The organism is Burkholderia sp. BCC1638 (assembly GCF_902833195.1).
In the GTDB taxonomy this organism is placed as follows: domain Bacteria; phylum Pseudomonadota; class Gammaproteobacteria; order Burkholderiales; family Burkholderiaceae; genus Burkholderia; species Burkholderia diffusa.
Genome location: NZ_CADFEC010000029.1, coordinates 37,972 through 53,210, shown reverse-complemented (window position 1 = coordinate 53,210; position 15,239 = coordinate 37,972). Strand labels below are relative to the sequence as shown.

General features: G+C 67.8%; 12 protein-coding genes. 8 read left to right on the top strand and 4 right to left on the bottom strand.

Annotation, left to right across the window (positions count from 1 at the left end):
* Positions 1-26: 26 nt before the first annotated feature.
* Both HWX22_RS25775 and HWX22_RS25770 read right to left on the bottom strand, forming a co-directional pair.
* Positions 27-2,177, bottom strand: coding sequence for an FUSC family protein (locus HWX22_RS25775; protein ID WP_175911993.1), 2,151 nt, complete (start codon positions 2,175-2,177; stop codon positions 27-29).
* Positions 2,174-2,653 carry a MarR family transcriptional regulator gene (locus tag HWX22_RS25770; protein ID WP_175911992.1) on the bottom strand — a complete coding sequence of 160 codons (480 nt, stop codon included), beginning with the start codon at positions 2,651-2,653 and terminating at the stop codon, positions 2,174-2,176. The genes HWX22_RS25775 and HWX22_RS25770 overlap by 4 nt, the downstream gene beginning before the upstream one ends.
* A gap of 401 nt (positions 2,654-3,054) precedes the next feature.
* Here HWX22_RS25770 and HWX22_RS25765 point away from each other — a divergent pair, with 401 nt between their 5' ends.
* The 8 genes from HWX22_RS25765 to HWX22_RS25730 all read left to right on the top strand — a co-directional run bounded on the left by HWX22_RS25765 (position 3,055) and on the right by HWX22_RS25730 (position 12,315).
* On the top strand, positions 3,055-4,467 hold the full coding sequence (locus HWX22_RS25765) for a PLP-dependent aminotransferase family protein (protein WP_059530787.1): 1,413 nt from the start codon (positions 3,055-3,057) through the stop codon (positions 4,465-4,467).
* A gap of 108 nt (positions 4,468-4,575) precedes the next feature.
* Positions 4,576-5,547: a hydroxyectoine utilization dehydratase EutB gene (gene eutB, locus HWX22_RS25760; protein WP_175911991.1), complete on the top strand. Its 972-nt coding sequence runs from the start codon at positions 4,576-4,578 to the stop codon at positions 5,545-5,547.
* A gap of 1 nt (position 5,548) precedes the next feature.
* Entirely contained in the window at positions 5,549-6,553 is a 1,005-nt protein-coding gene (locus HWX22_RS25755) for a cyclodeaminase (protein WP_175911989.1), read from the top strand.
* Positions 6,554-6,563: 10 nt separating this feature from the next.
* Positions 6,564-7,772: an ectoine hydrolase DoeA gene (gene doeA, locus HWX22_RS25750; RefSeq protein ID WP_175911987.1), complete on the top strand. Its 1,209-nt coding sequence runs from the start codon at positions 6,564-6,566 to the stop codon at positions 7,770-7,772.
* A 4-nt stretch (positions 7,773-7,776) separates the two neighbouring features.
* Positions 7,777-8,814: a N(2)-acetyl-L-2,4-diaminobutanoate deacetylase DoeB gene (gene doeB, locus HWX22_RS25745; protein ID WP_175911985.1), complete on the top strand. Its 1,038-nt coding sequence runs from the start codon at positions 7,777-7,779 to the stop codon at positions 8,812-8,814.
* Positions 8,815-8,827: 13 nt separating this feature from the next.
* The gene (locus tag HWX22_RS25740) at positions 8,828-9,298 is read left to right on the top strand and encodes an Lrp/AsnC family transcriptional regulator (RefSeq protein ID WP_175911983.1); all 471 of its coding nucleotides are present in this window, start codon (positions 8,828-8,830) and stop codon (positions 9,296-9,298) included.
* Between the two features lie 123 nt (positions 9,299-9,421).
* Positions 9,422-10,900 (top strand): NAD-dependent succinate-semialdehyde dehydrogenase, encoded by a 1,479-nt coding sequence (locus HWX22_RS25735; RefSeq protein ID WP_175911981.1) that lies wholly within the window; start codon positions 9,422-9,424, stop codon positions 10,898-10,900.
* A 20-nt stretch (positions 10,901-10,920) separates the two neighbouring features.
* Positions 10,921-12,315, top strand: a complete 1,395-nt coding sequence (locus HWX22_RS25730; RefSeq protein WP_175911979.1) for an aspartate aminotransferase family protein — start codon at positions 10,921-10,923, stop codon at positions 12,313-12,315.
* Positions 12,316-12,518: 203 nt separating this feature from the next.
* Here the strand turns inward: HWX22_RS25730 and HWX22_RS25725 are convergent, their stop codons facing one another.
* Together HWX22_RS25725 and HWX22_RS25720 are read right to left on the bottom strand one after the other, a co-directional pair.
* On the bottom strand, positions 12,519-13,451 hold the full coding sequence (locus HWX22_RS25725; RefSeq protein WP_175911977.1) for an MBL fold metallo-hydrolase: 933 nt from the start codon (positions 13,449-13,451) through the stop codon (positions 12,519-12,521).
* A 296-nt stretch (positions 13,452-13,747) separates the two neighbouring features.
* Complete coding sequence (locus HWX22_RS25720; RefSeq protein WP_059530762.1) at positions 13,748-15,136, bottom strand: MFS transporter; 1,389 nt, start codon at positions 15,134-15,136, stop codon at positions 13,748-13,750.
* Positions 15,137-15,239: the final 103 nt, after the last annotated feature.

The following is a 15,239-nucleotide window of genomic DNA, read 5'->3' as shown; positions in this document are numbered from 1 at the left end:
TCGGAAAGACAGGTTGGAAAGCGGGATCATGCGGGCGCTCCGTCCGGTGCGGCACGCGGCGGCTGCGCGGACGCGGCCGGGTACAGCGACAGGCGCAGGCCGACGAGCGCGTGCAGCGTGTCGCGCAACCGGCGGTGTGTCGCGGGCGTGGTCGGCGCTGCGGGAGCGGCGTGCGTCGTGCCGTCGCCCGCCGATGCGGCGGCCGTGCCGGGCAGGTTGCGGCCGGCCACGCGCTGCAGCGCGTCGTCGATCGATGCGAGCAGCGCCGGCGGTGCAGGCTGTCGCGCATTCGCGGCCGCGCAGCGCGCGTAGTGATCGGTGACGCCGGCCAGCACGCGGTCGATCGCGTCGGGCACGTCGCCCGTCAGCTTGCGGCGCGAGCGGCGCAGGTCGAGCGCGTTCAGCGCGATGCGCAGGTCGCGGAAGCTCTCGATCGACGGATGGCGGTGATCGTCCGACGCGCCGAGGCGCGGCAGCAGTTGCGTGACGCGATCGAGCATGCGCGATGCGTGGTTGCGCTGGTCGTCGAGCGGCTGCGTGGATGCGGAGCGTGCGACGTCCTCCCAGCCCGAACGCAGCAGGCGCCGCACCGCGAGTTCCGCGCCGAACGGACGCGTCGCGCGCGTCCAGACGTACGCGAACAGCAGCCCGGCGACGCCCGCGAGGTTGCTGTTCAGGAACACGAAGAAATCGGCGTCGTACGCGCTCTGGATGCTGATGAAGGTGGCGGTGTTCACCGCGACGAGCATCGTCACCATGTTGAACTGCGGGCGCGGCAGCAGCGTGCCGATCAGGATGAACGGCCCTGCGAACATCAGTACGAGCATCGGGAAGTCGTGCACGTGCGGCAGCACGACGAACAGGTACAGCCCGGCGAACACGACGCTCGCGGCCGTCGACAGGAAGAACTTGAACACCAGCGGTGCCGGTTCGTCGAGCGCGGCGAAGAAGCTGCACGACACGGCCACGAGCGTGACGGCCGCGGCGCCGTCGTGCCAGCCTGACGAGATCCACAGCGAGCATGCGACCACGATTGCGAGCACGACGGTGAGCGTGGAGAACAGCATCATCCCGCGATCGAAGAAGCGTTCGGTGCCGCCGAGCCGCCAGTGTCGGAAACGCGGCTGCCAGACGCCCGACTCGTTCGCGATCAGCGCGCGCAGCGAGCGGCAGTCCTGCCAGATGTCGATGACCTGATGCAGCCGCCACAGCGCGTTCGACAGCAGTGCGCCGTCCCAGCTCGCGAGCGCGTTGTCGGACGGCTGCATCGACGCGATGCGCTCGCGCAGATTGTCCGCGACCGGATCGTGGGCCACGTCGCCGTCGGTGCCGGTCTTCACGGCCGGCAGCGGCGCGTCGAACCACTTTGCCGCGTCGGCGAGCAGCGCGTCGAGTGCCGGTGGCCGCACGTGCAGGTCGCGCATCAGCGCGATCAGCGGATCGGCGAGCGACGACATCAGCGGCAGGAACAGCTGCATGCGGCCCGCGAGCGCCTGCGCACGAGCGAGCACGCGCGGGTGCGCATGGTCGTAGCTCAACTGGCTCAGCAGGAATTCGAGGCCGGTGATGGTCGCGGCGAGGCGTTGCCGGCACGCCGACAGCGCCTTGCCCGCGATGTGCCCCGACAGCGTCTCGCGACCGTAGAACGCCGCGTCCTTGAACCATGCGTCGGTGCGCTCGATCAGCGTCGGCGCGAGGCGGTTCGGGAACACGGCGCTGCCGACCACGCTTGCGCACACGATGCCGAGCACGATTTCCTCGGTCCGCGCGATCGCGACGTCGAAGATCGTCGACGGATCGGTCACCGTCGGCAGCGCGACCAGCGGCATCGTGTAGCCGGCGAGCATGAACACGTAGCTGCGCGCGGTGCGGTCGGAGATCGCGAGGTAGAGCAGCGTGCCGCACCACGTCGCGACGATGATGCTGAACAGGAACGGCGTCTCGACGAACGGCGGCACGAACAGGATCGCGGCGGCCGCGCCGAGCGCGGTGCCGAGCGCGCGATACAGCGCTTTCGAGCGCGTCGCGCCGACGAACGGGTTCGACACGATATAGACGCTCGCCATTGCCCAGTAAGGGCGCGGCAGCTGGAAATACAGGCCGAGGTACAACGCCAGCATCGACGCGGCGAACGTCTTGCCCGAGAACAGCCAGTCGCGAAGGCTCGGATAGGTCATGGCGCGGAATCGGCGGGGTGAGACGGACGCGACGCCGGATGCTGCACGTCAGCCGCGTTGAACGCGTTCAACACGCGCAGCGTCGCTTCGAGATCGGCACGGGTGACGCCCTTGAGCACCTGGGCGCGCAGCACGCGCAGGTCTTCCTCCATCTTCGCGGTGACCGCGCGGCCGGCAGCCGTCAGCGAGATCGTCTTCGCGCGGCGGTCGTGCGGATCCTCGTCGCGGCGAGCGAGGCCGGCCGCGCACAGCTGGTCGAGCAGGCGCACGAGCGACGGCCCCTCGATGCCGACGTGTTCGGCGAGCGTGCCCTGGCGCACGCCTTCGCCGAGGCGGCCGGCAATCAGCAACGGCGTCGCGCAGGCTTCGGACACGTTGTACGCGGTCAGCACGGTGTCGCTCGTGCGGCGCCATTTGCGCGCGGTGAGCACCAGCAGGCTGCTGACGGCGAGGCGGAGGTCGTGCAGATTGGTCATGGGCGAGATGATAGGGGCAAAAACATTCGATAGCAAACTATCGTTTTTGTCACTCACATGTCATGCCGCACGCCCGGGCGCCGACCTGCAACGAGCAATTTAGGCGGTCGGTCCGGCGCCGGTCAAGCTGTCAAATTGCAAGCGAGCGGCGGATCCTTACGTGTCGCGTGCAATCCGGATCGAACGCGGCGATCGCACGTGGCGGGTCGGCGGTCAGGCGTGGGTTGTAGGGGCGTTGTAAGAAAGATGCGATTCGGATGATCGCGTACCGGCCGTGCCGACCGACCGGGATCGCGCGATGCGCGTCGTACCGTCCTGGCTCCGCACGCGATTGCACTAGGACAATAATCTCCGGGTGTCTTTCTGAGCGACCATGCGGAAGCAACGACGGAGACATCGAGATGGGACGGACCGAGGTATCGGCGCGCTGGCACGACGCGATCGGCGCGGTGCACGGCATCGAGTCGAAATACAAGCGGCTCGTGAAGGCGATCGCCGCCGACATCGAAAGCGGTGCCCTCGCACCGGGCGCGCGGCTCGCGCCGCAGCGCGACGTGGCGTCGAGCCTCGGCGTCAGCGTGCAGACCGTCACCAATGCCTACAAGGAACTCGAAAGACAGGGCCTGATCCGCTGCGAAGTCGGGCGCGGCAGCTTCGTGGCCGCGCGCGTGACCGAATCGATGTCGAACTACATCCTCGATACGGCCGAGCGCGAACTGGTCGACTTCTCGATCGCGCGCATCGTGCACACGCCGGAGCACGACGCCGCGTGGCGGGCCGTCTGCGCGGCGCTGGCCGATGCCGACGACCAGCCGTGGATCCGCTCGTTCCGGCCGATCGCGGGCCTCGATGCGCATCGCGAGGCCGGTGCCGCATGGCTCGCGTCGCTGAATCTGCCGATTCATCCCGAATCGTTGCTGATCACGAACGGTGCCGCGCACGGCATCTTTCTCGCGCTCGCGTCGATCGTCGGGCCGGGCGACACCGTGCTGTGCGAGAGCCTGACCGACCACGGCGTGATCGGCTCCGCGAACGTGCTCGGGTTTACGCTGAAGGGGCTCGAGATGGATGAACACGGGATCCGTCCCGAACATTTCGAGGAAATGTGCGACGGCGAGCGAATCAGTGCGCTCGTCTGCACGCCGACCCTCAATAACCCGACGGTATCGATGATGTCCGATTCGCGCCGCAAGTCGATCGCGCGCATCGCGTCGCGCTACGGCGTGTATGTGATCGAGGACGACGTATACGGCCCGCTGCCCGCGAAGACGGCCACGCCGATCGCGAGCCTGATTCCGGACCTCGGCTTCTACTGCACGAGCATGACGAAATCGGTGCTGACCGGGCTACGAACCGGCTATCTCGCGATGCCGAGGCGGCTCGCGCTGCGCGTCGAGAGCGTGCTGCGCGTGAGCAGCTGGATGGCGACGTCACCGATCGCGGAGATCGCGACGCGCTGGATCGCGGACGGCACCGCGCGACGGCTCGTCGAACTGCAGCGGCAACGGCTCGCGGTGCGCCAGGACATGGTGAAGGCCACGCTCGGCCCGTATGTGCTGGGTGCGCATCCGAATGCGCTGTCCGCGTGGCTGCGCGTGCCCGACTACTGGCAGGCCGACCGGCTCGTACGCGAATTGCGGACCCGCAAGATCGCCGTGACGTCGCCCGATCCGTTCCTCGTCGGCGGTACCGAGCGGCCGAACGCGGTGCGCGTGTGCATCGGTGCGGAGACGACGGATGCCGCATGCAATGCCGCGCTCGCGACGATCGCGGGCGTGTTCGAGCAGTATCCGCACGTGCACGACTTTCACTGAAGCGAAGCGGGCGTCGTGCCAGCGACGCACAATGTATCAGGACATTCGAAAGCGCAATTTGGAACATTAGACTGGATCGCACTACATCAATGATGAGGCGTGCGATCCATGTCCCTTCTGTCGCTGTCCGACGTCTACCGCGCGCGCCGACGCATCGCCGGGCATGCGTGCGTCACGCCGCTCGTCGCGTCCGCCGCGTTGTCCGCGCGGGTCGGCGCTTCTGTCCACCTCAAACTCGAAACGCTGCAGCCGACCGGCAGCTTCAAGCTGCGTGGCGCGACCAACGCGCTCGCCGAACTCGCGGCACGGCGCGTGACGCGCGTCGTCACCGCGTCGACCGGCAATCACGGCCGTGCGGTCGCGCATGCGGCGCGCACGTTCGGCATCGAGGCCGCCGTCTGCATGTCGTCGCTCGTGCCGGCGAACAAGGTCGACGCGGTCGCCGCGCTCGGCGCGCGGGTCGTGATCGCCGGCGACAGCCAGGACGATGCGCAGGCCGCGGCGCGGCGCCTCGTGCGCGACGAAGGCTACGCGTACGTGCCGCCGTTCGACGATCCGCGCATTATCGCCGGACAGGCGACGATCGGCGTCGAGATTCTCGAAGCGCTGCCCGATACGTGCACGCTCGTCGTGCCGCTGTCCGGCGGCGGATTGTTCAGCGGCGTCGCGTTTGCCGCGAAGGCGATCCGGCCCGCGATCGAGGTGATCGGCGTGTCGATGGCGCGCGGCGCCGCGATGCACGCGAGTCTCGCGGCCGGACGACCGGTCGACATCGATGAACAGCCGACGCTCGCCGATTCGCTCGGCGGCGGCATCGGCCTGGACAACCGCTATACGTTCGACATGACGCGCGCGCTGGCCGACGACGTCGTGCTGCTCGACGAGCCGGCGATCGCGCGCGGCATCGCACATGCGTACCGCGAAGAGCGCCTGGTCGTGGAAGGCGCGGGTGCGGTCGGCATTGCCGCATTGCTGGACGAACGGATCGCGCACAGAGATCGCGGCGGCCCGATCGTCGTGATCGTCAGCGGCGCGAACATCGACATGGCCGTGCATCGCCGGCTCGTTTCGGAGAACTGACATGGCCCATCCCGTCACGCTGCTCGGACAGGCGCAACTGCGCGCACTGGTCCCGCTCGATCTCGCCGCGATCGACCAGGTCGAGGCCGCGTTCGCGTCGCTCGCGACCGATGCGGTCGCGATGCCGCCGATCCTCAATCTCGCGCTGCCGGCGCGGCACGGTGAGGTCGACGTGAAGACCGCGTATCTGCCGCGCTTCGACAGCTTCGCGATCAAGGTCAGTCCCGGCTTCTTCGACAACCCGTCGCTCGGGCTGCCGAGCCTGAACGGGCTGATGCTCGTGCTGTCCGCGCGCACCGGCCTGACCGAGGCCGTGCTGCTCGACAACGGCTACCTGACCGCAGTGCGCACCGCGGCGGCCGGCGCGGTGGCCGCGCGCCGGCTCGCGCGCGCCGATGCACGCCGCGCGGCGATCATCGGCGCGGGCGAACAGGCGCGGCTGCAGCTCGACGCGCTGATGCTCGTGCGCGATATCGTGCACGTGACGGTCTGGGCGCGCGACGCCGAGCGTGCCACGCGCTTCGCGGCCGACGTGCGAGCCGCGCACGGGATCGACGCGGTTGTCGCGCGCTCGGTGCATGCGGCGCTCGCCGACGCGGACATCGCGGTGACGACCACCCCGAGCCGCGAGCCGCTCGTGCACGCCGAGGATCTGCATCCGGGGTTGCACGTGACGGCAATGGGTTCGGACGCCGACTACAAGACCGAACTCGCGCCGTCGGTGTTTGGCGCGGCGCGCTACTTCTGCGACCGGTTGCAGCAGACCCGTGCGGCCGGCGAACTTGCGCACGCGATCGCCGCCGGTGTGGTCGCGCCCGACGCGGTGTTTCCGGAACTCGGCGAAGTGATCGCCGGGCAGCGCGAGGGCCGCACCCATCGCGACGACATTACGATCTGCGACCTGACCGGCACCGGCGCGCAGGACACCGCCATTGCCGTGCTCGCGCTGCAGCGCGCCCGCGCGGCCGAGGTGGGCACGATTTTTCACAACGACCTCACGACTTGAGAGGAGACAGATGTCCGCAGTCATCGAAACCCACGAAGCCGCGCCGCGCCTCGCGTTCGAGCGCAGCGAGTATGCCGCGCGCATTGCGAAAACGCGCGCGGCGATGCAGCGGGCCGGCATCGACCTGCTGATCGTCACCGACCCGACCAACATGGCCTGGCTCACCGGCTATGACGGCTGGTCGTTCTACGTGCACCAGTGCGTGCTGCTGCCGATGGACGGCGAGCCCGTCTGGTACGGCCGCGGCCAGGACGCGAATGGCGCGAAGCGCACCGTGTTCATGGCGCACGACAACATCGTCGGCTATCCGGATCATTACGTGCAGTCGACGGCCCGCCACCCGATGGACTTCCTGTCGACCGAGGTGATCGCCGCGCGCGGCTGGAGCATGTTGCGCATCGGCGTCGAACTCGACAACTACTACTTCAGCGCGGCGGCGTACGCGTCGATGCAGAAGCACTTGCCGGCCGCGCGCTGGGTCGATGCGACGGCGCTCGTGAACTGGCAGCGCGCGGTGAAGTCGCCGCGCGAGATCGAGTACATGCGTGTCGCCGCGCGGATCGTCGAGCGCATGCATGCGCATATCGTCGACACGATCGAGCCCGGCATGAAGAAGAGCGATCTCGTCGCGCAGATCTATGCGACCGGGATCGGCGGCGCGGACGGCTTCGGCGGTGACTATCCCGCGATCGTGCCGCTGCTGCCGACCGGCGCCGACGCGGCCGCGCCGCATCTCACCTGGGACGACACGACATTCGCGCGCGGCGCGGGCACGTTCTTCGAGATCGCGGGCTGCTACCGCCGCTATCACTGCCCGCTGTCGCGCACCGTCTATCTCGGCAAGCCGCCCGCGCACTTCGTCGAAGGCGAGCGCGCGGTGGTGGAGGGGATCGAGGCGGGGCTTGCCGCCGCGAAGCCCGGCAACGTATGCGAAGACATCGCGAACGCGTTCTTCGCGGTCCTGCGCCGTGCCGGCATCGAGAAGGACAGCCGCTGCGGCTACCCGATCGGCGCGAGCTATCCGCCGGACTGGGGCGAGCGCACGATGAGCCTGCGCCCGGGCGATCGCACGGTGCTCGAACCCGGCATGACGTTCCATTTCATGCCGGGACTGTGGCTCGACGACTGGGGGCTGGAGATCACCGAAAGCATCCTGATCACAGAGACCGGCGTGGAGACGTTCTGCAACGTGCCGCGCAAGCTGTTCGTGAAGGAGTAGAGCGATGCGTGCTTCTCCGATCACGCCGACCGTCGATTTCGACGCGGACGGCGAACAGCATGGCTTTCTGAAGCTGCCTTACTCGCGCGACGATTCTGCGTGGGGCGCAATCATGATTCCGGTGACCGTCGTGAAGCGCGGCGACGGGCCGACGGTGTTGCTGACCGGCGGCAATCACGGCGACGAATACGAAGGGCCGGTCGCGCTGTCGAAGCTTGCCGGCTCGCTGAAGGCGGCCGACGTGACCGGCCGCGTGATCGTCGTGCCGTTCATGAACTACCCGGCGTTTCGCGCCGGCTGCCGCACGTCGCCGATCGATGCGGGCAACCTCAACCGCAGTTTTCCGGGGCGTCCGGACGGCACCGTCACCGAGAAGATCGCCGACTACTTCCAGCGGCATCTGCTGCCGCTCGCGACGCACGTGCTCGATATCCATGCAGGCGGCCGCACGCTCGATTTCGTGCCGTTCGCGGCGATCCACGTGCTGGATGATCGCGACCAGGAAGCACGCTGCGAACGCGCGATGCGCGCGTTCGGCGCGCCGTACTCGATGCGCATGCTGGAGCTCGACAGCGTCGGGCTCTTCGACACCGCGGCCGAGGCGGCCGGCAAGGTGTTCGTGTCGACCGAGCTCGGCGGCGGCGGATCGTCGACGGCCGCGAGCGTCGCGATCGCCGAACGCGGCGTGCGCGGCTTTCTCGCGCATGCGGGCGTGCTCGCGAGCGGCGACGGCGAGCGCGGCCGCACGCGCGGCGCGCCACGCACGACCACGCTGCTCGACATGCCGGACGGCTCGTGTTTCACGACCAGCGAGCATCGCGGGCTGCTCGAGATGTGCCGCGATCTCGGCAGCGAGGTCGACGCGGGCGACGTGCTCGCGCGCGTGCACGACATCGACCGCACGGGCATCGCGCCGGTCGAATACGTCGCGCGGCGGCGCGGCCTGCTCGCGGCGCGGCACTTCCCGGGCATCGTGCAGGCCGGCGACACGATCGCGGTGGTCGCCGACATCGTCGGACGCAACATTCCGGTGGCCGCATGAGGATGCGCACGACGTGATCAAGCTCGACCGATACGACCTGGCGATCCTGCGCATTCTCGAGCGCGACGGGCGCATCACGAAGTCGAAGCTCGCGGAGGCCGTGAACCTGTCGATCTCGCCCGCGTGGGAGTGCGTGCGCAAGCTCGAGGAAAGCGGCGTGATCCGCGGCTATCGCGCGGACGTCGACTGGATCGGCACGTTCTCGGGCAGCCGCATCGTCGTCGAGGTGACGCTGTCGCGTCATACCGCGCCCGACATGCGGCGCTTCGAGGATCGGGTGAGCGCGGCGCCCGAAGTCGCGCAGTGCTATGCGACGGGCGGCGGCGTCGACTACGTGCTGCACGTGGTCGCGCGCGACATCGACCACTACCAGCGCTTCATCGATGGACTGCTGATGGACGACCTCGGCATCGAGCGCTACTTCACGTACATCGTGACGAAGGTCGTGAAGTGCGAATCGGGCGGCGCGCCGGACTGGCACTGAAACTTCGTGCGAACGCGGGCCAATACGGAAAAAACCGCAAGGCGTGGGTGCCGAAACCGAAATTTCCGCACCCGGCGGCACGACAGAATGAAGCTCGTGCCCACCCAAACGAGGAGACGCAGCATGCTGCCCGGACACCCCGTTCTGTTCAAGTCGACGTGCTACGTCGACGGTCGCTGGATCCACAGCGACAGTGCCGCGACGGTCGCCGTCGTGAACCCTGCCGATCAGGCCGTGATCGGCCATGTGCCGATGCTGGAGCGCGCACAGATCGTCGCGGCCGTCGACGCCGCGCAGCGTGCGTTCGACACGTGGCGCTGGACGCCGCAAGCCGTGCGCAGCGCGGCGCTGCTGCACTGGCATGCGCTGATCCTGCGGCATCTCGACGATCTCGCCGCGTTGCTGTCGCTCGAACAGGGCAAGCCGCTCGCCGAGTCGCGCGGCGAGATCCGTTATGCGGCGAGCTTCGTCGAGTGGTTCGCGAACGAGGCGAAGCGTGTTGCGGGCCGCACGATCCCGACGCACATCGACGGCGCGCATCTCGGCACGCTGATGGAGCCCGTCGGCGTCGCGGCGCTGATCACGCCGTGGAATTTCCCCGCCGCGATGATCACGCGCAAGGCCGCCGCCGCGATCGCGGCCGGCTGTGCGGTGGTGGTGAAGCCCGCGCACGAGACGCCGTTTTCGGCGCTCGCGCTCGCGCAGCTCGCCGACGAGGCCGGCTTCCCGGCCGGCGTGTTCAACGTCGTGCTCGGCGAGCCGCAGATGGCGATGGAAACGCTCGTCGGCGATGCGCGCGTGCGCGCGGTGAGCTTCACCGGATCGACGCGCGTCGGGCGGCTCGTCACCGAGACCGCCGCCAAGGCCGGCATTCGCAAGGTCGCGCTCGAACTGGGCGGCAACGCGCCGTTCATCGTGACCGAGGACGCGGACCTCGAGCAGGCGGTGCGGATCGCCGTCGGCGCGAAGTTCCAGACCTCCGGCCAGGACTGTTGCGCGGCGAACCGGATTTTCGTCGCGCGCCCGCTCTATGAAGCATTCGTCAACCGCTACGCGAACGCGGTGCGCGAACTGAAAACCGGCCCGGCGTTCGAGCCGGACGTCGACGTCGGTCCGCTGATGCACCAGGCCGCGTTCGATGCGACGGCGGCACGCGTCGACGACGCACGTGCACGCGGCGCGCGCATCGTCACGGGCGGGCGGTCGCACGCGCTCGGCGGCTGGTTCTACGAACCGACCGTGATCGCGGATGCCGCACCCGGCATGCGCGTGTACGACGAGGAGAATTTCGCGCCGATCTCGGCGGTGTGTGCGTTCGACACGCTCGACGAAGTGGTCGACAAGGCCAACGACACCGAATATGGCCTCGCTGCCTACGTGTGCGCGACGCGCATCGATACGATCTTCCAGCTCGTGCGGCGGCTCGACTTCGCGATGGTGTCGGTCAACGGCGTGAAATTCACCGGCGCGCCGATCCCGTTCGGCGGGATGAAGGCGTCGGGCCTCGGGCGCGAAGGCGGCGCCGAAGGGTTCGAACCGTTCACCGAAACCAAGTATTTCTGCCTCGGCAATCTCGGCCTGCCCGTCGCGGCGACGGCCTGATCCATTCAAAGGAGCCCATCATGAAACAATCGATCGACGCATTGCTGCGCGAGGACCGTGCCCACTTCATGCACCCGTCGACGCACGCATACGACCATGAGACCGGCGCGCTGCCCGGCAAGATCGTGCGCGGTGCGCACGGCATTCACATCGAGGATCACCAGGGCAAGCGCTATATCGACGCGTTCGCCGGCCTCTACTGCGTGAACATCGGCTACGGCCGCACCGAAGTCGCCGACGCAATGTACGCGCAGGCGAAGCAGCTCGCGTACTACCACACGTATGTCGGCCACTCGTCGGATGCGATCATCGAGCTGTCGTCGCGCATCATCGACTGGGCGCCGGCCGGGATGAAGAAGGTTTATTACGGGATGTCGGGTTCCGACGCGAACGAGACGCAGGTTAAGATCGTCTGGTACTACAACAACGTGCTCGGCCGCCCGAACAAGAAGAAGATCATCTCGCGCGAGCGCGGCTATCACGGCTCCGGCATCGTGACGGGCAGCCTCACGGGCCTGCCGAGTTTCCACCAGCATTTCGACCTGCCGATCGACCGCGTGAAGCATACGGTGTGTCCGCACTGGTATCGCAAGGCGCCGGCCGGCATGAGCGAAGCGCAGTTCGTCGCGTACTGCGTCGACGAACTCGAAAAGTTGATCGCGCGCGAAGGCGCCGACACGATCGCCGCGTTCATCGCGGAGCCGGTGATGGGCACGGGCGGCATCATCGAGCCGACGGCCGGCTACTGGCCCGCGATCCAGGCCGTGCTGCGCAAGCACGACATCCTGCTGATCTCCGACGAAGTCGTCTGCGGGTTCGGGCGTCTGGGGTCGAAGATGGGCGCGCAGCACTTCGGGATCGCGCCCGATCTGATCACGGTCGCGAAGGGGCTGACGAGTGCGTATGCGCCGCTGTCGGGCGTGATCGTCGGCGAGAAGGTGTGGGACGTGATCGCGCGCGGCTCGCAGGTGCACGGGCCGATGGGGCACGGGTGGACGTATTCGGGCCACCCCGTGTGCGCGGCCGCCGCACTCGCGAACCTCGCGATCCTCGAACGCGAGAACCTGGTCGGCAACGCTACCGAAGTGGGCGCGTATTTCGGCGCGAAGCTGCGTGACGCGTTCGGCGCGCATCCGCTCGTCGGCGAGGTCCGCAGCGTCGGGATGCTGGCGGCGCTCGAATTCATGGCCGACAAGGATGCACGCACGCCGTTCGATCCGGCGCTGAAGATCGGCGCGCAGGTATCGGCCGCGGCGTTGCAGCGTGGCGTCATTGCGCGCGCGATGCCGCACGGCGACATTCTCGGCTTCGCACCGCCGCTCGTGATGACGCGCGCCGAAGCCGACGAGATCGTCGGTATCGTGAAGGAAGCGGTGGACGAGGTCGCGGAGCGCAATGTTTCGAGCGTCGCCTGAGTCTCCTGCGGGTCCGATGCGCGCGCAAGCGCGCGAAGTCACGCCGTCGCACGGAAGTGCGGCGGCGTTTTTGCTTCACGGGGGATCAGTCGCGAAAGCGGTGCTTCTTGCCATGACGCATCACCATCGCTGCAAGAACGGCTGCGATCGCTCGAATATCGTCAATACGGTCCGCACGGCGCCCGCTGCGTGCCCCGAATCACTCAGTAGTCCCACACGACAGGGACGAAACGGAAGCCGTCGCCGTCTCTCGCGATGTGGCCGATCGACGGAAACGCGACATGCGCCGCGGCCAGCATCGCGCCGGTTTCGGCGGCGTCGTTGAACAGTGCGATCCGGACGTCAGTAGCCGCTTGCGGATCGTGCTCGAAGCCGTTTTGCCAGTCAGGATGGTCGAAGTTCACTTCGAAAATCGCGTCGCCCGCGAACGTCAGTCGTTCGCCGTCCGATGCGATATCGACTACGCAGTGTCCCGGCGTATGGCCGCCGGTCACGCGCGCCGATACGCCGGTCGCAACTTCCACGGTGTGGTCGAACGGTACGATGTGCTCGCGATACAGCTCTACGAATCGCGCCGCGGCCTTGCGTAGCGCGGGCGGGACGGTTTCCGGCATCACCGTCTTGCTGAAGTCCGGATTCTTCCAGAACGCCAATTCCGCGGCCGACACGTGAATGCGCACGTCGGGGCTCAGCCGGGCCTTGACGCCGTCGACGTTCAGGCCGCCGACGTGATCCATATGCATGTGGGTGATCACGATGTCGGTGATCGCGGCGAGATCGATGCCGGCGGACTCGAGACGCATCACCGACCGTCCCGCGCGCGTGAAGTATTCGAAGCCGTCGCCCACGCCCGAGTCGATCAGGATCAGGCGATCGGCGCTGCGCACCAGCGCGATATTCAGCGCCCAGTCGAACATGTCGCGTTGCAGGAACCGTCCGTCGAACCATTCGTTGCGGTCCGCTTCGCTCACATTGGTGGACATCGTGGAAGTCGGCAGCGGCAGAACGCCGTCGCTGATCAGCACGACGTCGACGTCGCCGATGCGCACCGCGTAGCGGGATGGAACGAGCTCACCAGCCGCTTCCTTGCCAAGAGGGGTCGTTACCGGCCGCACGTTGTGGATTGATCCGTTCATGTTCAATCGTCCTCTTCATCGAGTGGGGTCTTCCACGCTGCGCAGCGCGGTTCGCGCGCGATCGTGCATGACGCGCTTTTCGTGTCGCGCGCATGCCGATCGAGCATGTCGGCGATTGTAGGTAGGCCCGGCGAACGCCTGAAGCACCGCGCCTGCGAACATCGTGTTGTCCTCGCGACAACAATCCGCCGGCAGGTTCATGGCGCTGAAATGCACATCGCCCGCCGTCCGTCGTCGGACCGCGGGCGATGCAAGGGATGCCGTTTATGGGAGCGACGTGCGCACCGCATCCGGTATCAACCCGGCTGTCGCCCGGGCACCGTCTCGCCGCGCAGCGAGCATCCGCGCGTCTCGATCACGCCCGACAGCGCCACCAGCCCGATCGCACAGGCCGCCATCATGTAATACGCGGGAATCAGCGCATTGCCGGTCTTGCCGATCAGCCAGTCGTTGACGATCGGCGCGGTGCCGCCGAACAGCGACGTCGACACGTTGTACGCGATCGCCATGCCCGCATACCGCACGTGGGTCGGGAACATCGCCGGGAACATCGCGGAGATGGTCGCGAGCTGCGGCACGTAAAGCAGGCCCAGCACCGCGAAGCCGACGAATGCACCGAGCACGCCGTGCGTCATCAAGGTGAACATCGGCACGGCCGCGACGAACAGCCCGACCAGCGAGATCCACCACATCGCTTTGCGGCCGACGCGATCCGACAGCCAGCCGGCGAACGGCAGCAGCACCATCATCGCGAGCATGCCGATCAGCGGAATCAGCAACGACATGTTCTCGCTGACGCCGAGCTCCTTGTGCATGTAGGTCGGCATGTACGCGAGCAGCACGTAGTTGACGACGTTCAGTGCGACGACGAGCCCGCCGAGCAGCAGCAGTGGCCGCGCAAAACGGACCAGCAGCTGACCGATCGGCAGCGCGGTCGCGGCGGTGTTCTGCTCGCGCCGATGCGCCTGCTCCTCGAGTTCGCGGAACACAGGCGTTTCCTCGAGGCGCGAACGCAGATAGAAGCCGATCAGCCCGAGCGGCGCTGCGACGAGGAACGGCAGGCGCCAGCCCCACGCATGCATCGCGGTGTCGCCGAGCAGCAGCGCGAAGCCGAGCATCAGCAGCGCGCCGAGCGAGAACCCGGCGAGCGTCGCGAATTCGAGGAAGCTGCCGCACAGGCCGCGTCGCGAATCCGGTGCGTATTCGGCGATGAAGGTCGCCGCGCCGCCGTATTCGCCGCCGGTTGAAAAGCCCTGCACCATGCGCAGCACGATCAGCGCGGCCGGCGCGAGCCAGCCGGCACTCGCGTAGGTCGGCAGCACGCCGACGAGCAGGGTCGCGCCCGACATCGTGAGAACGGTCAGCGCGAGCACGCGCTTGCGGCCGAGGCGGTCGCCGAGCGGGCCCCAGAACAGGCCGCCGAGCGGGCGGATCAGGAACGAGATCGCGAAGGTGCCGAGTGCGAACAGCGTCGCGCTGGCCGTGTTGCCGGGAAACAGCGCGGCGGAGATGTAGGCGAGTCCGTACGCGTAAATGCCGTAATCGAACCATTCGGTCGCATTGCCGAGGGCGGCGGCCGCGATCGCGACCCGAGGCAGGCAGTGCGGCTCGTCGCCGCGGGAAGCCGTCTCGTCCGGAACGGACGTGGCAGCGGAAACGGAAGTCCACGATGGCACATATCGCATGAGGGGTCCTCGCTATCAGCATGCGCCCGGATGGGCGCCGACGAGGATCAAAGTAATCCCGCCAATTGGCGATGCCCGATGTCATAGGACGATGTGGGGATCG

Excerpts from the sequence above, each read along its gene's own strand:
- HWX22_RS25755 (WP_175911989.1), top strand. The coding sequence starts at position 5,549 with ATGGCCCATCCCGTCACGCTGCTCGGACAGGCGCAACTGCGCGCACTG.
- HWX22_RS25725 (WP_175911977.1), bottom strand. The coding sequence starts at position 13,451 with ATGAACGGATCAATCCACAACGTGCGGCCGGTAACGACCCCTCTTGGC.
- HWX22_RS25735 (WP_175911981.1), top strand. The coding sequence starts at position 9,422 with ATGCTGCCCGGACACCCCGTTCTGTTCAAGTCGACGTGCTACGTCGAC.
- doeA (WP_175911987.1), top strand. The coding sequence starts at position 6,564 with ATGTCCGCAGTCATCGAAACCCACGAAGCCGCGCCGCGCCTCGCGTTC.
- doeB (WP_175911985.1), top strand. The coding sequence starts at position 7,777 with ATGCGTGCTTCTCCGATCACGCCGACCGTCGATTTCGACGCGGACGGC.
- HWX22_RS25720 (WP_059530762.1), bottom strand. The coding sequence starts at position 15,136 with ATGCGATATGTGCCATCGTGGACTTCCGTTTCCGCTGCCACGTCCGTT.
- HWX22_RS25770 (WP_175911992.1), bottom strand. The coding sequence starts at position 2,653 with ATGACCAATCTGCACGACCTCCGCCTCGCCGTCAGCAGCCTGCTGGTG.
- HWX22_RS25765 (WP_059530787.1), top strand. The coding sequence starts at position 3,055 with ATGGGACGGACCGAGGTATCGGCGCGCTGGCACGACGCGATCGGCGCG.
- HWX22_RS25775 (WP_175911993.1), bottom strand. The coding sequence starts at position 2,177 with ATGACCTATCCGAGCCTTCGCGACTGGCTGTTCTCGGGCAAGACGTTC.
- eutB (WP_175911991.1), top strand. The coding sequence starts at position 4,576 with ATGTCCCTTCTGTCGCTGTCCGACGTCTACCGCGCGCGCCGACGCATC.
- HWX22_RS25730 (WP_175911979.1), top strand. The coding sequence starts at position 10,921 with ATGAAACAATCGATCGACGCATTGCTGCGCGAGGACCGTGCCCACTTC.